The organism is Bradyrhizobium manausense (genome assembly GCF_018130615.1).
Taxonomy (GTDB): Bacteria; Pseudomonadota; Alphaproteobacteria; order Rhizobiales; family Xanthobacteraceae; genus Bradyrhizobium; species Bradyrhizobium manausense_A.
In genome coordinates, this window is the sequence record NZ_JAFCKB010000003.1 from 308475 (window position 1) to 326076 (window position 17602).

The 17602-nt window shown below is 63.6% G+C and carries 16 protein-coding genes; 9 read left to right on the plus strand and 7 right to left on the minus strand.

What is annotated here, in order from left to right; genetic code table 11:
* Positions 1-76 precede the first annotated feature (76 nt).
* From JQ587_RS07920 to JQ587_RS07940, 5 genes are all read right to left on the minus strand, one after another.
* The gene (locus tag JQ587_RS07920) at positions 77-1066 is read right to left on the minus strand and encodes an ABC transporter ATP-binding protein (RefSeq protein ID WP_212424938.1); all 990 of its coding nucleotides are present in this window, start codon (positions 1064-1066) and stop codon (positions 77-79) included.
* Positions 1063-2049: an ABC transporter ATP-binding protein gene (locus tag JQ587_RS07925; protein WP_212424939.1), complete on the minus strand. Its 987-nt coding sequence runs from the start codon at positions 2047-2049 to the stop codon at positions 1063-1065. The genes JQ587_RS07920 and JQ587_RS07925 overlap by 4 nt, the downstream gene beginning before the upstream one ends.
* Before the next feature lie 13 nt (positions 2050-2062).
* Positions 2063-3025 carry an ABC transporter permease gene (locus JQ587_RS07930; protein ID WP_212424940.1) on the minus strand — a complete coding sequence of 321 codons (963 nt, stop codon included), beginning with the start codon at positions 3023-3025 and terminating at the stop codon, positions 2063-2065.
* A gap of 1 nt (position 3026) precedes the next feature.
* The gene (locus tag JQ587_RS07935) at positions 3027-4007 is read right to left on the minus strand and encodes an ABC transporter permease (protein ID WP_212297955.1); all 981 of its coding nucleotides are present in this window, start codon (positions 4005-4007) and stop codon (positions 3027-3029) included.
* 98 nt (positions 4008-4105) lie between these two features.
* Positions 4106-5704: an ABC transporter substrate-binding protein gene (locus tag JQ587_RS07940; RefSeq protein ID WP_212297956.1), complete on the minus strand. Its 1599-nt coding sequence runs from the start codon at positions 5702-5704 to the stop codon at positions 4106-4108.
* Positions 5705-6078: 374 nt separating this feature from the next.
* Between JQ587_RS07940 and JQ587_RS07945 the strand changes: the two genes are divergently transcribed.
* From JQ587_RS07945 to JQ587_RS07970, 6 genes are all read left to right on the plus strand, one after another.
* Positions 6079-6336: a DUF6489 family protein gene (locus tag JQ587_RS07945; RefSeq protein WP_194476990.1), complete on the plus strand. Its 258-nt coding sequence runs from the start codon at positions 6079-6081 to the stop codon at positions 6334-6336.
* A complete protein-coding gene (locus JQ587_RS07950) occupies positions 6336-7136 on the plus strand; it encodes an alpha/beta hydrolase family protein (protein ID WP_212424941.1) in 801 nt (266 codons plus the stop codon). Before JQ587_RS07945 ends, JQ587_RS07950 begins: the two co-directional genes overlap by 1 nt.
* Positions 7137-7183: 47 nt before the next feature.
* Positions 7184-8734 (plus strand): WS/DGAT/MGAT family O-acyltransferase, encoded by a 1551-nt coding sequence (locus JQ587_RS07955; RefSeq protein WP_212297958.1) that lies wholly within the window; start codon positions 7184-7186, stop codon positions 8732-8734.
* Between the two features lie 9 nt (positions 8735-8743).
* Positions 8744-9739 (plus strand): alpha/beta fold hydrolase, encoded by a 996-nt coding sequence (locus JQ587_RS07960; protein ID WP_212424942.1) that lies wholly within the window; start codon positions 8744-8746, stop codon positions 9737-9739.
* Positions 9740-9850: 111 nt separating this feature from the next.
* Positions 9851-13087 (plus strand): bifunctional cytochrome P450/NADPH--P450 reductase, encoded by a 3237-nt coding sequence (locus JQ587_RS07965; RefSeq protein ID WP_212424943.1) that lies wholly within the window; start codon positions 9851-9853, stop codon positions 13085-13087.
* Positions 13088-13117: 30 nt separating this feature from the next.
* Positions 13118-13792 carry a spermidine synthase gene (locus JQ587_RS07970; protein WP_212297961.1) on the plus strand — a complete coding sequence of 225 codons (675 nt, stop codon included), beginning with the start codon at positions 13118-13120 and terminating at the stop codon, positions 13790-13792.
* Here the strand turns inward: JQ587_RS07970 and JQ587_RS07975 are convergent.
* Together JQ587_RS07975 and JQ587_RS07980 are read right to left on the minus strand one after the other, a co-directional pair.
* Positions 13789-14253: a nuclear transport factor 2 family protein gene (locus tag JQ587_RS07975; protein ID WP_212424944.1), complete on the minus strand. Its 465-nt coding sequence runs from the start codon at positions 14251-14253 to the stop codon at positions 13789-13791. The genes JQ587_RS07970 and JQ587_RS07975 overlap by 4 nt on opposite strands.
* Positions 14254-14381: 128 nt before the next feature.
* The gene (locus JQ587_RS07980) at positions 14382-15302 is read right to left on the minus strand and encodes an alpha/beta fold hydrolase (RefSeq protein ID WP_212297963.1); all 921 of its coding nucleotides are present in this window, start codon (positions 15300-15302) and stop codon (positions 14382-14384) included.
* Positions 15303-15458: 156 nt separating this feature from the next.
* On the opposite strand from JQ587_RS07980, the gene JQ587_RS07985 reads away from it, so the two are divergent.
* The 3 genes from JQ587_RS07985 to JQ587_RS07995 are packed head-to-tail and all read left to right on the plus strand — an operon-like array spanning position 15459 to position 17508.
* A complete protein-coding gene (locus JQ587_RS07985) occupies positions 15459-15839 on the plus strand; it encodes a hypothetical protein (protein WP_212297964.1) in 381 nt (126 codons plus the stop codon).
* Positions 15836-16918 carry a PHA/PHB synthase family protein gene (locus JQ587_RS07990; RefSeq protein WP_212424945.1) on the plus strand — a complete coding sequence of 361 codons (1083 nt, stop codon included), beginning with the start codon at positions 15836-15838 and terminating at the stop codon, positions 16916-16918. The genes JQ587_RS07985 and JQ587_RS07990 overlap by 4 nt, the downstream gene beginning before the upstream one ends.
* Positions 16915-17508: a GNAT family N-acetyltransferase gene (locus JQ587_RS07995; RefSeq protein WP_212424946.1), complete on the plus strand. Its 594-nt coding sequence runs from the start codon at positions 16915-16917 to the stop codon at positions 17506-17508. Before JQ587_RS07990 ends, JQ587_RS07995 begins: the two co-directional genes overlap by 4 nt.
* The last annotated feature ends 94 nt before the right edge of the window (positions 17509-17602 follow it).

The window sequence follows — 17602 nt, forward strand, 5'->3', positions numbered from 1 at the left end:
ACCTCATTTGCGGCGAGCGCAATTGATCACAGGCCATGCCGTGCGGCCAATGCGCAGGCCGCATGGCACGCGCGCGTCACGCCGGGACCGGCGTGGTGTTTACGGCGTGACAGGCGACGCCGTCGACCAGTTCCGGGGCTTCCTTGCGGCAAAGATCAAACGCCAGCGGGCAGCGCGGGTTGAAGGCGCAGCCGGGTGGAGGGTTGATCGGGTTCGGGATCTCACCCTTCACCGGAATACGCTGGCGGCCGCTCATGGCGAGATCGGGCACGGCGCCAAGCAGCATCTTGGTGTAGGGCATGCGCGGACGGGCGAACAGTTCGCGTCCCTCCGCGATCTCGACGATCCGCCCGAGATACATCACGCCAACGCGGCTCGCCATGTGACGGACCACTGCGAGGTTGTGACTGATGAACAAATAGGTCAGGCCGAACTTGTCCTGGAGGTCGCGCATCAAATTCAGGATCTGCGCTTGCACGGAGACGTCGAGGGCGGAGGTCGGCTCGTCGCAGACGATGAATTCGGCATCGGAGGCGAGTGCCCGAGCGATCGCGATGCGCTGGCGCTGGCCGCCGGAGAATTCGTGCGGGAATTTCAGCCGGTCGTCGGGATGCAGGCCGACGAGGCTGAGCAATTCGCCGACGCGGGCCTGGATGTCACGCTCGCCTTGGATCAGGTCGAAGGCCCGGATCGGCTCCGAGATAATGGCATCGACCCGGAAGCGCGGGTTCAGGCTCGCATAGGGATCCTGGAAGATCATCTGAATGCGGCGGCGCAGCTTGCGTCGGGCCGGCGCCTGCCGCGGGTCGGTCATCGAGACGCCGTCGATCCGTACATCGCCGGAGCTGGGCGGCAACAGGCCGACCACCATCCGCGCCACCGTCGTCTTGCCGGAGCCGGACTCGCCGACCAGCGCAAAGGTCTCGCCCTTTCTGATGTCGAAGGTGACGTGATCGACAGCCTTGAGATATTCGAGATGCCCGCCCTCGAGCACGCGATTGAGCCAGGGTTTCGAAACGTCGAAGACGCGGCGCAGATTTGTGGCCTGGACGAAAGACGTGCTCATGCCGCGGTCTCCGCCGGCACGGTGTCATAGAGATGGCAGGCAACTGACTGCGTACCGCGCGACAGCGGCTCTGGGCGCTCGACCCGGCAGCGATCGAAAGCGAATGCGCAGCGCGGATTGAAGGAGCAGCCGCGCGGGATCGCTGAGAGGCGCGGCATGGAGCCGGGGATTTGCACCAGGCGCTTGTCGTCGCCGGCAAGAGTCGGGATCGCGCCCATCAGGCCCTTGGCATAGGGATGCAGCGGGTTCCGCACGACGTCCTGCACCGGGCCGATCTCGGCGACGCGGCCGGCATACATCACCGCGACGCGGTCCGATGTCTCGGCGATCACGCCCATGTCATGCGTCACCAGCATCACGGCGGTGCCGTGGTCGCGGCCGAGCCGCTTGATCAGCGAGATGATCTGCGCCTGCACGGAGACGTCGAGCGCGGTGGTCGGCTCGTCGGCGATGATCAGCTCCGGCTCGGCGCAGATCGCGAGCGCAATCACCACGCGCTGACGCATGCCGCCGGAGAATTCGTGCGGATAGCCGTCGATACGCCTTTCCGGTGCGGGGATGCCGACCTCGGCGAGCAGGTCGATGGCGCGGCGGCGGGCGGCCTGTTCGGAGAGATCGAGATGGGTCCGGATCGTCTCCACGATCTGGTCGCCGACCTTGTACAACGGATTGAGCGAGGTCAGCGGGTCCTGGAAGATCATCCCGATGCGTTTGCCGCGAATGCGGCGCATCTCCTCGGGCGGCAGATTGTCGATGCGCATTCCCCCGAGACGAATCTCGCCGCCAGCGATTCGACCAGGCGGATCAATCAGTCCGATCACCGCAAGACCGGTGACCGATTTGCCGGCGCCGGATTCGCCGACCACGCCCAGCACCTCGCCCTTGGCGATATCGAAGGAGACGCCGTCGATGGCACGCAGCGTGCCGCGGCGCGAGGCGAACTCGACCTGGAGATTACGCACGGAGAGAACGGGTTCGGTCATGAACGCTGCATGCTCATCGGAGTTTGGGGTTGAGGGCATCGCGCAGCCAGTCGCCGAGCAGGTTGATCGACAGGATCAGCGCCGCGAGTGCAATTCCGGGGAAGGCGACGATCCACCATTCGCCCGCGAACAGATAGCCGTTGCCGATGCGGATCAGCGTGCCGAGCGACGGCATGGTTTCGGGCATGCCCGAACCGAGGAACGACAGTGTAGCCTCAGTGATGATCGCGAGCGCGAGGTTGATGGTGGCGATCACGAGGATCGGCCCCGTGGTGTTCGGCAGCACGTGCCGCAGCATGATTACGGGGGCAGGCAGGCCAATCAATTGCGCCGCTGCGACGTAATCCTTGTTCTTCTCGACCAGGACCGAGCCACGCACGGTGCGCGCATACTGCACCCAAAAGCTCAAGCCGATCGCGAAGACCAGGACCGCCAGCATGCTCATCTCGTCGAGCTTGTTGCCAAAGACCGATTTGGCGATACCGTTGATCAGCAGTGCGATCAGGATGGCCGGGAAGGAAAGCTGCACGTCGGCGATACGCATGATCAGCCCGTCCACAGCGCCGCCGAAATAGCCGGCCGTCAGCCCGAGCAGGATGCCAAGCGCGCCGGAGAAGACGACGCCGAGCACCCCGACGAGAAGCGAGATGCGCAAGCCGTAGAGGATCGCGGACAGCACGTCGCGGCCCTGCTCGTCGGTCCCGAGCAGGAACGGGCTCTGGCCGTCCGCGGTCCACAGCGGCGAGATGCGTGAATTCATCAGCTGAAGCTGCGCCGGGTCGAATGGATTCTGCACCGAGAGCACGGAGGCAAAGATCGCGATCAGGAAGAACAGCAAGGTCACACCCGCCGCGATCATGGTGATCTTGGAGCGGCGGAACGAATAGAACAGGTCACTGTCGAGCGCGCGCTGGAACCAGCCCGGTGCGGCAGCAGTGCGCTTTTCAACCTCGTGCGGAACGACGGCCTCGCTCATATCAGTGTGCCCGGCTGACCGTCGAGCGCAGCCGCGGATCGACGATGGTGTAGAGGATATCAACCACGAGATTGATGGTGACGAAGATCAGGGACACCATCATCAGATAGGCCGCCATGATCGGGATGTCGACGTTCTGGACGGCCTGCACGAACAGGAGCCCCATGCCCGGCCATTGGAACACGGTTTCGGTGATGATTGCGAAAGCAATGACCGAGCCAAATTGCAGACCCGCGACGGTGATGACGGGAACCAGCGTGTTGCGCAGCGCGTGGCCGAAATGGATCGCCCGTGTGGTGAGCCCGCGGGCGCGGGCGAAGCGGATGTAGTCGGTCCGCATCACCTCGAGCATTTCCGCCCGGACGAGCCGCATGATCAGCGTCATCTGGAACAGACCGAGGGTGATCGAGGGCATGATCAGCGCCTTCAGGCCTGACAGCGTCAGGAGACCCGTCGTCCACCAGCCGATGTGCACGACGTCGCCGCGACCGAACGAGGGCAGCCAGCCGAGTGTCACCGAGAACAGGTAGATCATGAGAATGCCGATCAGGAAGGTCGGCAGCGAGATGCCGATCAGCGAGACGGCCTGGAATATGTGCGTGAGCCAGCTGTCACGGCGAAGCGCCGAATAAACGCCCATCAGGATGCCACAGATCATCGCGAAGATGGTGGCACAGATCGCGAGCTCCAGCGTCGCGGGCATCCGCTCCATCAGAAGATTGGTGACAGGCAGGCGGAACTGGTAGGACACGCCGAACTTGAACTGCGCGGCGTTGCCGATATAGCGGCCGAACTGCACGATCACGGGATCGTCGAGGCCGAGGGATTTGCGGATCGCGGCGCGTTCGGCGCCCGACGTATCCATCCCGACCATCTGGTTCACGGGATCGCCGGCGAAGCGGAACATCGAGAACGAGATGATCCCGACGGCGATCATGACACCGATGGCCTGGATGGCCCGGCGCAGTGTGAAAGCGAGCATCTGTTCCTTTCACATCTCTTCAGCACGCATCATCGCGTTAACCCGAAACGGCAAGTCCCGGAAGCCATGGCTTCCGGGACTTCACAACTTGTCGACACCTACTCGTCCTGCTTGGTCGCCCAGTAGAGCATGACCATATTGTCCGCACGCTGGGTCAGCTTCACCTTCTTCGACACGCCCCAGGCGAGCGCCTGCTGATGCAGCGGGACATAGGCCCAGTCCTTCATCGAGAGCTCGAAAGCCTGCTTGATCAGGAGATCGCGCTTGGTCGTATCGGATTCCACCAGAACCTTGTCGGCGAGCTCGTCGAACTGCTTGTTGCAGTAGCCGGCGAGATTGGCTTCGCCACGGTTGGGATCCTTGGGATCATCCCGGCAGCCCATGATGTCGTGCAGCACGTTCTGGGAGTCGAGCGTATCCGGGGTCCAGCCCAGCATGAACAGCGAGGTTTTGTAGCCGCCGGGCTTCAGCACCTTGGCGAAATACTGGGCCTTGGGTTGCGCCAGCAGGTCCACCTTGATGTTGATGCGGGCGAGCATGCCGACGATCGCCTGGCAGATCGCGGCGTCGTTGACGTAGCGATCGTTCGGGCAGTCCATCGTCACCTCGAAACCGTCCGCATAGCCGGCGTCTGCCAGAAGCTTCTTGGCGGCGTCGGGATCGAACTTAGGCCGGGTGAAATCCTTCGAGGCGAAGATCTCTGGTGCAACCATCAATGCGGACGGCGTGGACAGTCCGCGCATCACGCGATTCTTGATCAGGTCGACGTCAATCGCCCGATAGACGGCTTCGCGGACGCGAACGTCCTTGAACGGATTCTTGCCCTTGACGTTGGAGAACAAGAGTTCGTCGCGCGCCTGATCCATGCCGACGAAGATGGTGCGGAGCTCGGGTCCCGTCAGCACGGTGGCGTTGGGGCTCGCTTTGACGCGCTCGATGTCCTGGACCGGAACCGGCTCGATCACGTCGACCTCGCCCGACAGCAGGGCCGCGACACGCGTGGCCGGGTTTGCGATCGGCGTGAAGACGATCTCCTTCAGATTATGCTCCGGCTTGCGCCACCAGTTCGGATTGGCCTTGAAGACGGTCTTCACGCCCGGCTGATGGCTCTCGATGGTAAAGGCGCCGGTGCCGTTTTCGTGGAGCGAGGCATAGCTCGGGGTCGTCGCGGCGGCAGGCGTCGGTGCCACCGCATCGTTCGCCTCTGCCCATTTCTTGTCCATGATGTACCAGGTCGCCCACAGCGCCGTCAGGATGGGGTTGGGCGAGGTCAGGACGAAATCGACGGTGTAATCGTCGACCTTGACGACCTTTGCGTCGGCGGGAACGCGGCTCTGGAAATTCGAGCCTTTCGCTCGCACGCGCTCGGCCGAGAACACCACGTCATCGGCGGTGAAGGGGTCACCGTTGTGGAATTTCACGCCCTTGCGCAGGTGAAAGCGCCAGCGCGTCGGCTCCGGCGTCTCCCAGCTTTCGGCGAGCGCCGGGATGATCTTCAGGTCCTTGCCGCGGGCGACCAGACCTTCATAGACATGGCCGAGATGTGCACTGGTGGTCGACTCGTTCAGCGTGTAGGGGTCGAGCGACTTCAACTCACCCTGGTTGGCGTAGCGCAGCGTCTGGCTCGACGCCGGCGACACCGCCAACGCAAGCGCACCGGCGAGCGTCGCCGCAAATAGACTTCGTCCGACTGACATTCTTGACCCTCTCCACTCGCCCGCACCGTGATTTTTGATTGTTCGGTGGGGCTGATCGATCCATGTTGCCCAGAGTTCTCGACCCGTGCAAGCGCCTTTCCAGCAAGGAACGCGCCAAGTTGCACCGCTGTGCAGCAATGCTGACCAACAATTTAGGGGCGGGAGGCGCGTGGGCGACATTGGACTTTCGGCCAGCCGGGTCCCGAGAATGAGGGCGGAAACGGCCCGCCGGCGCCCATTCGCGCCGACAATTTGATTGACCATATCGGCCGATTGCGGAAGCCGGCGTCCGGCTCCCGGCTCAGGTCGCTTGCGTCGCACACCATGTCGCGGCGATACTGTGTGACGCCACTCGAATCTCATCCGGAGGGGACATGAAAGTTAATATCGAAATCGACTGCACCCCCCTCGAGGCCCGCCAGTTCTTCGGGTTACCTGACGTGGCGCCGATGCAGACCGCGGTGATGGACAAGCTGCAGCAGCAGGTGCTGAGCAACATCGAGAAGGTCTCTCCGGAATCGCTGATCCAGAGCTGGTTTACGTTCGATCCCAAGATCGCGGAGCGGTTTCAGGATATGTTCGTTACCATGGCCGGTCTGGGCAGCCCGCGCAGCGGCGACAAGAAGAAATAATGTCCGACCAGCGCGACGGGGCGCCCGGTTCGGATCGGCTTCGTCCGCCGGCCCTCGGCCTGCTGCTCGCGGAGGCGCGCGGCCTGTTCGAATTCAATGCCAGCGTCCTGCTGTCGCCGCTACTGATGCGGGCGCCCAGGGGCGACGGCCATCCGGTGCTGGCACTGCCGGGCTTTCTCGCCAGCGATCTTTCGATGGCGCCGATGCGGCGCTATCTCGGCGATCTCGGCCATGAGACGCACGCCTGGCGGATGGGCCGCAATCTTGGCGGATTGGCGCGGATGCGGGAAGCCTTGCGCCGCCGCCTCGCTGAAATCCATAGCGCAAGCGGACGCAAGGTCAGCCTGGTCGGATGGAGTCTCGGCGGCGTCTATGCCCGCGACCTTGCGCTCCAGGCGCCCGACATGGTCCGCTATGTCATCACGCTCGGCAGCCCCTTTGCCAACGATGTGCGGGCGACCAATGCGACGGCGCTCTATGAGGCATTGTCCGGCGAGCGGGTCGAGGATTTCGCCGAACTGCGTGAGGCGATTGCCGGCGATCTCCCGGTGCCCGCGACGTCGATCTATTCGCGCGCCGACGGCGTCGTGAACTGGCGGACCTGCCTGCTGCGCCCGGGGGACCGCGCCGAGAACATCGAGGTGCACCTCGCAAGCCATATCGGGCTTGGCGTGAACCCTGCAGCGTTGTGGGCCCTGGCGGATCGCCTGGCGCAACCGGAGGGGGAATTCTGGCCATTTGACCGGGCGGGGCCGTTTGCCATTGCATATGCCCCGGCGGAGCGGGCAGTATCGGCCTGACGAGAAGCGCCAGTAAAGGCGCCCGTCGAATATGAGCGGAGGGAACTATGGCTGACGGTAAGAAGCTGTCGTCGTTGGACGCATCGTTTTTGTATCTGGAAACCCCGGAAATGCCGATGCATGTCGGCAGCATGGCGATCTTTCGCCTGCCCGACGACTACAAGGGCGACTTCTTCGAAGACTTCAAGGCGATGATCGTCTCGCGGCTGCACATCGCGCCGATTCTGAAGGCGCGCCTGGAGAAAGCGCCGCTCGATATCGATCATCCGACCTGGGTCGAGGACGATCAGTTCGACATCGACCGTCATATCTTCCGCGCCAGCCTGCCGGCGCCGCGCGACCGCGCCACGCTCGAGCGCATCGTCGGCTGGATGCATGCCAAGCTTTTGAACCGCGCCCGCCCGCTCTGGGAGTTCTACGTGTTCGAGGGTATGAAGGACAACGAGGTCGGGCTCTATTCCAAGATGCACCATGCCGCCATCGACGGCGGTGCCGGCGCGGCGCTGACCAACATGATCTATGACGTCTCGCCGATCCCGCGAAAGGTTGAGGCGCCGACGAGCGGGTCGAAGCCAGGACAGGAGCCGCGCGATATCGCTGCCAATCTGCTCGATTCCTATCAGCAGCTCTTTACCCAGCCGCTCGATGCCTCGGCGGCTGCGAAGAACCTGCAGCTGCCGCGCACCGGCAAGAGCGACATCGGCTCGATCCTGTTCGACAATGCGATGTATCAGATCGAGAGCGCGGTGCGCTTCGCGGGCAATATCCCGACCATGGTCAAGAGCGTCTCCGACGTACTCGGCAAGATTTCCGATCCCAAGTCGCGCGAGAGCCTCGCCAGCATGGTGTCGCCGCCGACGATGCTCAACAAGACGATTTCGTCGGAGCGAAGCTTTGCCGGCGTATCTATCTCGCTGTCGCGATCCAAGGCGCTCGCCAAGCAGGCCGGCGGCAAGCTCAACGACGTGGTGCTCGCGCTCGCCTCCGGCGTGGTCCGGCGCTACCTCCTGCAATACGGCACGCTGCCTGCGAAGTCGCTGACCGCCGCCGTGCCGATCTCGCTTCGCGAGGAGGGGAATACCGAGGCCAACAACCAGGTCTTTGGCATGATCTGCTCGATTGCGACCAATATCGAGGATCCCAAGGCGCGGCTCGAAGCCATCATCGCGCAGTCGACCAAGTCCAAGGAGATGTCGCATCCGCTGCGGGCCTTGATGCCGCAGGTCTCCAACATCTCGATGCTGGGCGCGCCGATCATCGTCCAGATCCTGGCGCTGCTCTACAGTCGTTCCGACCTGTCGGATGTGCTGCCGCCGGCTGCTAATATCACCGTCTCGAACGTGCCGGGGCCGCGGCAGACGCTCTACGCCGCAGGCGCCGAGCTCCTGCATATTTTCCCGGTGTCGATCTCGACGCACGGGCAGGCGCTCAACATCACCGTGCAGAGCTACCGCGACCAGCTCGATTTCGGCTTCATCGTCGGAGCTAACATCATTCCGCACGTGCAAGTCATGTGCGACATGCTGCCGGAGGAGTTTGCTGCGCTGGAGGCGGCCTATGCGCCGCCGGCGGCCGACATCAAGGGCGCGGCCGAGTAGGAATTTGCGATGATCGAAATGCCGCCGCTCAAGTTTGCGTCGACGAACGGAATCCGCATGGGCTATTACGAGGCGGGCCCGGTCACGGACAAGCCACCGGTGCTGCTGTGTCACGGCTGGCCCGAGCTCGCCTTCTCCTGGCGTCACCAGATCAAGGCTCTGAGCGAGGCCGGCATCCGGGTGATCGCGCCGGACCAGCGCGGCTATGGCGCGACCGACCGGCCCGAGCCGGTCGAGGCCTATGACATGGAACACCTGACCGGTGATCTCGTTGGGCTGCTCGATCATCTCAACATCGAGAAAGCGATCTTCGTCGGCCACGATTGGGGCGGCTTCGTCGTCTGGCAGATGCCGCTGCGGCATCCCACACGCGTCGCCGGTGTTGTCGGTGTCAACACGCCGCATTGGGATCGGGCGCCGATGGATCCGATCGCGCTGTTCCGTCAGCGCTTCGGCGACCAGATGTACATCGTCCAGTTTCAGGATCCGGCGCGCGAGCCGGACAGGATCTTTGGCAGCCGCGTCGAGCAGACCTTTGATGCCTTCATGCGCAAGCCGCTGGCACGGCCTGCGGAGAAATCAGGCGAGCCGCCGATCGCCGGCGTCGGCGCCTCCTCGAAGACCAATCTGGCGTTTCCGCAGATGATTGCGGCTTACGATGCCAAAGTCGATCCGCGCACGCCAATCCTGTCGGCGGACGAGAAGAAGATGTTCGTCGATACGTTCACGAAGACCGGTTTCACCGGCGGCATCAACTGGTACCGCAATTTCACCCGCAATTGGGAGCGGTCGAAGGGGCTCGACCACCACCTCACCGTGCCGTCGCTGATGATCATGGCCGAGAACGACGCGGTGCTGCCGCCGTCGGCGGCCGATGGCATGGAGAGACTGGTGGCTGATCTCGAGAAGTATCTGGTGAAGGACAGCGGCCATTGGACGCAGCAGGAGAAGCCGGAAGAGGTCAGCGCCAAGCTGATCGAATGGCGTAGAAGGCGGTTTGGGTGACGACGAAGTCGTCATCCCGGGGCGATGCGTAGCATCGAGCCCGGGATCTCGAGATTTCGGGTCTGGTCCTTCGGACCATCCCGGAATGACGCAACGGGGGAAGCGCATTTAATGTCATCCAAGAACCGTCTGGATCCGATCCCGCATCCGCCGACCAAGCCGGTGGTTGGCAACATGCTGTCGCTGGACTCGGCCGCGCCCGTGCAGCATTTGACGCGGCTGGCCAAGGAGCTGGGCCCGATCTTCTGGCTCGACATGATGGGCTCGCCGATCGTGGTCGTCTCCGGCCACGATCTCGTCGACGAGCTCTCTGACGAAAAGCGCTTCGACAAGACGGTGCGTGGCGCGCTGCGGCGCGTGCGCGCGGTCGGCGGCGACGGTCTGTTCACCGCGGATACCAAGGAGCCGAACTGGAGCAAGGCACACAACATCCTGCTGCAGCCGTTCGGCAACCGCGCCATGCAGTCCTACCATCCGAGCATGGTCGATATCGCCGAGCAGCTCGTCCACAAATGGGAGCGCCTCAACGCCGACGATGAAATCGACGTCGTCCACGACATGACGGCGCTGACGCTGGACACGATCGGCCTCTGTGGCTTCGACTATCGCTTCAACTCGTTCTACCGGCGCGACTACCATCCCTTCGTCGAGTCGCTGGTGCGCTCGCTCGAAACCATCATGATGACGCGCGGCCTGCCGTTCGAGCAGCTCTGGATGCAGAAGCGGCGCAAGACCCTGGGCGAAGACGTCGCCTTCATGAACAAGATGGTCGACGAGATCATCGCCGAGCGCCGCAAGAGTGCGGAAGGAATCGACGACAAGAAGGACATGCTCGCGGCGATGATGACCGGTGTCGACCGCTCGACCGGTGAGCAGCTCGATGACGTCAACATCCGATACCAAATCAACACATTCCTGATCGCGGGCCACGAGACCACCAGCGGCCTGCTGTCCTATACGCTCTATGCGCTGCTGAAACACCCCGACCTCCTCAAGAAGGCGTATGACGAGGTCGATCGCGTCTTCGGCCCTGACGTCAATGCGAAGCCAACCTACCAGCAGGTGACGCAGCTCACCTACATCACGCAGGTCCTGAAAGAGGCGCTGCGGCTGTGGCCGCCGGCGCCGGCTTATGGCATCTCGCCGCTGAATGACGAAACCATCGGTGGCGGCAAGTACAAACTCAGGAAGGGCACGTTCACCACCATCCTGGTGACGGCGCTGCATCGCGACCCCAGCGTCTGGGGCCCCAATCCTGATGCGTTCGACCCCGAGAACTTCAGCAAGGAAGCCGAAGCGAAGCGGCCGATCAATGCCTGGAAGCCGTTCGGCAACGGCCAGCGCGCCTGCATCGGCCGCGGTTTTGCCATGCACGAGGCTGCACTTGCACTCGGCATGATCCTGCAGCGTTTCAAGCTGATCGACCACCAGCGCTACCAGATGCACTTGAAGGAAACGCTGACGATGAAGCCGGAGGGCTTCAAGATCAAGGTGAGGCCGCGGGCGGATCGCGAGCGAGGTGCCTATGGCGGGCCCACCACGGCCGCAGTTTCAGCGCCGAGGGCGCCGCGTCAGCCGACCACGCGTCCCGGTCACAACACGCCGATGCTCGTGCTTTATGGCTCCAACCTTGGCACGGCCGAGGAACTCGCGACGCGCATGGCGGACCTTGCGGAGATCAACGGCTTTGCGGTGCATCTCGGGCCGCTCGACGACTACGTCGGCAAGCTTCCGCACGAAGGCGGCGTGCTGATCATCTGCGCCTCCTATAACGGCGCGGCGCCCGACAATGCGACGCAGTTCGTCAAATGGCTCGGCGACGATCTGCCGAAGGACGCCTTTGCCAACGTGCGTTATGCCGTGTTCGGCTGCGGCAACAGCGATTGGGCCGCGACCTATCAATCGGTGCCGCGCTTCATCGACGAGCAATTGTCGAAGCACGGGGCACGCGCCGTCTATCCGCGCGGCGAGGGCGACGCACGCAGTGATCTCGACGGTCAGTTCCAAAAATGGTTCCCGGCCGCCGCTCAGGTCGCGACCAAGGAATTCGGCATCGACTGGAATTTCACGCGCACCGCGGAAGACGATCCGCTCTATGCGATCGAGCCGGTCGCGGTGACCGCAGTCAACACCATCGTTGCCCAGGGTGGTGCTGTCGCGATGAAGGTGCTGGTCAATGACGAGCTCCAGAACAAGTCCGGCGCCAATCCGTCGCCGCGCTCGACGCGCCACATCGAGGTGCAGCTGCCGGCCAACGTCACCTATCGTGTCGGCGATCACCTGAGTGTCGTTCCGCGCAACGATCCGACGCTGGTGGACTCGGTCGCCCGCCGCTTCGGCTTCCTGCCCGCCGATCAGATCAGGCTCCAAGTCGCCGAAGGCCGCCGGGCGCAATTGCCGGTCGGCAATGCCGTATCGGTCGGACGCCTCCTCAGCGAGTTTGTCGAGCTGCAGCAGGTGGCGACGCGCAAGCAGATCCAGACCATGGCCGAGCATACCCGTTGCCCGGTCACCAAGCCGAAGCTGCTGGCCTTTGTCGGCGAGGAGGCCGAAACGCTCGAGCGCTACCGCGGCGAGATTCTGGCCATGCGCAAATCGGTGTTCGACCTGCTGCTCGAATATCCTGCTTGCGAGCTGCCGTTCCACGCCTATCTGGAAATGCTCTCGCTGCTTGCGCCGCGCTACTACTCGATCTCGTCCTCGCCGTCGGTCGATCCAATGCGTTGCAGCGTCACGGTCGGCGTGGTCGAGGGACCGGCCGCTTCGGGGCGCGGTACCTACAAGGGCATCTGCTCGAGCTATCTCGCCAATCGGCGGGCTGGCGATACGATCTACGCCACCGTGCGCGAGACCAAGGCCGGCTTCCGCCTGCCCGACGATCCCTCGGTGCCGATCATCATGATTGGTCCGGGCACGGGGCTCGCGCCGTTCCGCGGCTTCCTCCAGGAACGCGCCGCGCGCAAGGCGAAGGGCGCCAGCCTCGGACCGTCCATGCTGTTTTTCGGCTGCCGCCATCCCGATCAGGATTTTCTCTACGCCGATGAGCTGAAGGCGCTTGCCGCAAGCGGCATCACCGAGCTCTTCACCGCGTTCTCGCGCACGGACGGCCCCAAGACCTATGTCCAGCACGTTCTTGCCGCGCAGAAGGACAAGGTCTGGCCCCTGATCGAGCAGGGCGCGATCATCTATGTCTGCGGCGACGGCAGCAGGATGGAGCCCGACGTGAAGGCGGCGCTGGTTGCGATCCATCGCGAGAAGAGCGGCAGCGATGCCGCTGCGGCTGCGCGCTGGATCGAGGAGATGGGCGCGAAGAACCGGTATGTGCTGGACGTCTGGGCTGGCGGGTGACCGCCAGTCCAATCGTGCTAAACGTCAGGCATGATTCCCTGGGAAAAACTCGACACCGCCAAAATCCCCGGCTCCGACGAGGAGCTCCGCCTCATGCGGCGGGGCAAGGAGTTTTCGATCAAGCTCGGCACCAACGAGCTGATGAACAACCGCCTGTCTGGTTCTGAGGCCGCACTTGCAACGCTTGCAGCGAAGCAGATCGAGGCGGTGACAAAACCCGTCGTTCTCATCGGCGGCCTTGGGATGGGCTTTACGCTGCGCGCGGCGCTCACCGTCCTCGGCAGCAAGGCGAAGATCGTGGTCGCCGAACTCGTGCCAGCGGTGGTGAGCTGGGCGCGCGGGCCGATGGCGGAAGTCTTCGGCGACAGTCTCGATGATGCCAGGGTGAGCATCCGGGAGACCGACGTCGGCGAAATCATCCGGGCGAAGAGTTCGGCCTTCGACGCCATTCTGCTCGACGTCGACAATGGGCCGGAAGGACTGACTCGCAAGGGCAACGATGCGCTCTACAGTGCGAACGGATTGACGGCTGCGAAGGCGGCACTGCGGCCGGGCGGCGTGCTCGCCGTCTGGTCGTCGGGACCGAATCCCGCCTTCACCAAGCGCCTTGGCAGTGCCGGCTTCGGCGTCAACGAGGTCAACGTTCGCGCCACCGGCAGGGGCGGTGGCGCGCGTCACGTGATCTGGATCGCGAGGAAGGGTTAGAACATCGTGTTGTTGTTCGCCGGATTCTCCGGGATCGGCTGAACCACATCCCAATGCTCGACGATCTTGCCGTTCTCCAGCTTGAAGATGTCGACAATCGCGTTGCCTTTGGTGCCGGGCTCGCGGACCGCGTTGACATGCAGGATGACGTAGTCGCCATCCACGAACGCGCGTTTGATCTCGCTGTGTGAGTTCGGAAATTTTTCGCGCAGGAAGCCGATGAACTTTCGGAAGCCCTCCGGTCCATCGGCGGCGTTCGGATTGTGCTGGACGTAACGGTCGCCGACATAGGCGAGCGCTGCATCGACGTCTTTCTGATTGAGACCCTTCTCGTAGAAGGCGAGCACGGCGGCGCGGTTGGCTTCGTCTTGTGCGCTGGCCGCCATCGTGGCGCCGCTGGCGAGGGACAGCATGAGAGCCGAAGCGGCGACCATTGCCGCAGGCCGGACGATGAGATGCATGTGAGCTCCGGGAGGCCGTAGCCTCGGTCTTGCGATTGAGGGAGGCCTCTATAGCTCTCGCGCCGGCTCGGGTTAAGAGAGTAACCGGCGGCTCACATGGTCACCGCGAGGAGACTGGCGGCGTGGGTCTACGCTGCCTGCGCTGCCGCGCCATGCGCATGCTTGTCGATAGCGCCGACGATCTCAGGCCAGAACCGCATCGGCAGCGCGTGGCCCATGCCGTCGATCATCAGCAGCTTTGCGCCCGGAATTGACGCGGCCGTGTCCTTGCCGCCTTCGGGCCGCACCAGCGGATCGACCGTCCCGTGGATCACGAGCGTTGGCGTCTTCACGCTGTGCAGCCGCTCCTTGCGGCTGCCGGAGGCAAGCACCGCGCGGAGCTGCCGGCCGACGCCGGCCGGATTGAGCCCGCGGGCAAAGACGCGTTCGGCGCGGCCGGGATCGAGCGCCTCTTCCTCGGGGAAGGAACCGGCACGCAAGATCTTCCAGGTCTGGCCGAAGCGGGTGATGAACTCCTCCTTGCTGCGCGGCGGGGGGGCCATCAGCATGGCGGCGGCCTCTCGCGTCGGAGGCGGCACGCGCGGATTGCCGGTGGTCGACATGATCGAGGTCAGCGAGCGTACGCGCGCGGGGAACGACAGCGTCACCTCCTGCGCGATCATGCCGCCCATGGAGGCACCGACCAGATGTGCCGACTTGATGCCGAGCGCATCCATCAGGCCGACCGTGTCCCTGGCCATGTCGATCAATTTGTAGGGAGCGGCCACTGGAATTCTGAGGAAGCGCAGCTTCATCAATTCCAGTGGAGTCAGGCGATTGCCGCCGGTGAGATGGCTGGACTTGCCGATGTCGCGATTGTCGAAACGGATCACGCGAAAGCCGTGTGCGGCGAGCTGTTCGCAGAACGCATCGTCCCAATGGATCATCTGTGCTCCGAGCCCCATGATCAGCAGCAGCGGCTCGGCATTGCCATTGCCGAAAATCTCGTAGCAGATGTCGATGCCGTTGGCACGGACGGTCTGGGGCGGCTGATGGGCGGAGGCGTTCACGGGCGTTCCTCGGGCTTTTGACCATTGCTGTATGGCACGGTTTCCTCGCGCGAAGAAGCCGTGTGCCGGACCGCTGCTTGCCGGTTGACCGGCACCCCGCAACGGTGTCGTATGGCAGGAAGAAGGGCACAAGCCCTCCACATCGGGAGGATGCTGATGACCGACAAGATCACCGATCCAGTTGCCTTGTGGCAGCAGATGGTCGGCGAAATGGAGAAGGGATTCAACTCCTTCGCCACCAAGGCGATGGAGACGCCGGAATTCTCGCAAGCGATGAACCGCGCCGGCGGCGCTGCTGCGGGCGCTCAGAAGCAGTTCGGCGATCTCATGGAGAAGTATCTCCTCTCGATGAATTTGCCGAGCCGCGAGCAGATGACGGGTATCGCCGAGCGGCTGCAGTCGATCGAGGGGCAACTCGGCGAGATCAGGTCGATGCTGAATCAGATGTCGGCCAATTCCGGGGGGGCACCGATCGATTCCGCACCGCGGCCACCGCGCACCAAACGTCCGCCATCCGAAGGCGGAGAGCCAAAATGAACGCGCCGACGGGACTTGATTTCGCATCTATCCCGGAGCGCATCCAGGCCGAGGTGCAGCGCGCCATCCAGCGTAGCATCAAGGGCGTCGAATATATTTCGACCTCCGGCCCCACCCTCGGCTCGACACCAAAGGACGTGCTGCACTCGCGCGGAACGATGAGTCTCTACCACTACCGGCCGATGTCGGACGAGATTTATCGCGTGCCGGTGCTGATCGTGATGGCGACCACCAATCGCGGCTACATTCTCGACCTCGTCCCTGGCCAGAGTTTCATCGAGTTCCTGCTGAGGCGCGGCTACGACGTCTACATGCTCGACTGGAGTGCACCGCGCCCGGAAGAGAAGAGCCTGCGGATGGAGGACTACGTCCTCGACTTCATCCCGGATTGTGTCCGCCGCGTGCAGGCCGATTCCGGCGAGCAGGACGTCTCCGTCATCGGTTATTGCTTCGGTGGCGTACTGTCACTGCTCTATGGCTCGATCTTCCCGGACGGGCCGATGAAGAATTTGATCTGCTTCACCACGCCGATCGATTTTCGCGAGATGAAGCTGTTCTCGAATTTCTCCGACCGCCGCTATTTCGACGTCGACCGGCTCGTCGACAGTGTCGGCAACGTGCCGCCGGAGATGATCCTGTCCTCGTTCGAGATGCTGCGTCCGGCCTCGCGCACGGTGAGCCAGATCCAGCTCTGGGAAAACATCTGGAACGATGAGTTCGTGAAGTCGTACCGGATGTTCGACCGCTGGGCGACCGACACGCTGCCGCTGGCGGGCGAATATTTCCGCACCATCACCAAGGACCTGATGTGGGACAACAAGCTGTTCAACGACACCATGTCGGTGGGCGGCCGCGCGGCGAAGCTCGAGAACATCAAGGTGCCGATCCTGCATGCGGTCGCCGAGCACGATCACATCGTGCCCTATGACGCCGCAAAACACCTCATCGCCAAGATCGGCTCCGCGGATAAGGAAGAGGTGATGCTGAAGGGCGGTCACGTCTCGCTGGTCGCCGGCGCCAATGCGGTGAAGCGGCTGTGGCCGAAACTGGATTCCTGGCTGGGAAAGAGATCGACATGAGCGAGCAGCGTTCCTATCCGCGTCATGTCAAGACCGACGCCGGCGATATCGAGATCCGCCTGATGTCGCCCGCGGACGAAGCCGCAGTGCTCGCCTTCGGCAAAGGCCTGCCGACCCATGATCTGTTGTTCCTGCCGCGCAACATCAGCGAGCCGAAGGTGCTGTCGGCCTGGGTCAAGGAGATCGAGCGCGGCGCGATCCAGAGCCTGCTGGCGGTCCGGGGCGGCACGGTCGTCGGTTGCGGCACGCTGGTGCGTGATCCGCACTCCTGGTCCCCCCATGTCGGCGAGATCCGGATGGTGGTGTCGCAGGATGTGCGCGGGAAGGGGGTGGGCAAGGCGCTGTCGCAGGAGACCTTTGCGCTCGCGCTCGGGGCTGGGCTGGAGAAGCTCTCGGTCCAGATGACGGTCGACCAGCAGGCTGCGATCGCGCTGTTCGAAAGCCTCGGCTTCAAGGCAGAGGCCTTGTTACGCGACCATGTCCGGGACGTCGGTGGCAAGACCCACGACATCGTCGTGCTCGGGCACAACATCGCGCAGGTCCAGGCCCAGATGGAGGCCTACGGGCTGCCAGGCGCCGTCCAGCACTAAGAGGGCCGTCCAGCACTGAGGCGCCATCCGGCGACCAGAAAACTGGAAATCAACCCCATGCAAAGTAGGCGGCGGGCCAGGGAGGCAGCAGATT

Bases quoted from the DNA above. Each gene is read 5' to 3' on its own strand.
- JQ587_RS07920 (WP_212424938.1), bottom strand. From the start codon at position 1,066: ATGAGCACGTCTTTCGTCCAGGCCACAAATCTGCGCCGCGTCTTCGAC.
- JQ587_RS07925 (WP_212424939.1), bottom strand. From the start codon at position 2,049: ATGACCGAACCCGTTCTCTCCGTGCGTAATCTCCAGGTCGAGTTCGCC.
- JQ587_RS07930 (WP_212424940.1), bottom strand. From the start codon at position 3,025: ATGAGCGAGGCCGTCGTTCCGCACGAGGTTGAAAAGCGCACTGCTGCC.
- JQ587_RS07935 (WP_212297955.1), bottom strand. From the start codon at position 4,007: ATGCTCGCTTTCACACTGCGCCGGGCCATCCAGGCCATCGGTGTCATG.
- JQ587_RS07940 (WP_212297956.1), bottom strand. From the start codon at position 5,704: ATGTCAGTCGGACGAAGTCTATTTGCGGCGACGCTCGCCGGTGCGCTT.
- JQ587_RS07945 (WP_194476990.1), top strand. From the start codon at position 6,079: ATGAAAGTTAATATCGAAATCGACTGCACCCCCCTCGAGGCCCGCCAG.
- JQ587_RS07950 (WP_212424941.1), top strand. From the start codon at position 6,336: ATGTCCGACCAGCGCGACGGGGCGCCCGGTTCGGATCGGCTTCGTCCG.
- JQ587_RS07955 (WP_212297958.1), top strand. From the start codon at position 7,184: ATGGCTGACGGTAAGAAGCTGTCGTCGTTGGACGCATCGTTTTTGTAT.
- JQ587_RS07960 (WP_212424942.1), top strand. From the start codon at position 8,744: ATGATCGAAATGCCGCCGCTCAAGTTTGCGTCGACGAACGGAATCCGC.
- JQ587_RS07965 (WP_212424943.1), top strand. From the start codon at position 9,851: ATGTCATCCAAGAACCGTCTGGATCCGATCCCGCATCCGCCGACCAAG.
- JQ587_RS07970 (WP_212297961.1), top strand. From the start codon at position 13,118: ATGATTCCCTGGGAAAAACTCGACACCGCCAAAATCCCCGGCTCCGAC.
- JQ587_RS07975 (WP_212424944.1), bottom strand. From the start codon at position 14,253: ATGCATCTCATCGTCCGGCCTGCGGCAATGGTCGCCGCTTCGGCTCTC.
- JQ587_RS07985 (WP_212297964.1), top strand. From the start codon at position 15,459: ATGACCGACAAGATCACCGATCCAGTTGCCTTGTGGCAGCAGATGGTC.
- JQ587_RS07990 (WP_212424945.1), top strand. From the start codon at position 15,836: ATGAACGCGCCGACGGGACTTGATTTCGCATCTATCCCGGAGCGCATC.
- JQ587_RS07995 (WP_212424946.1), top strand. From the start codon at position 16,915: ATGAGCGAGCAGCGTTCCTATCCGCGTCATGTCAAGACCGACGCCGGC.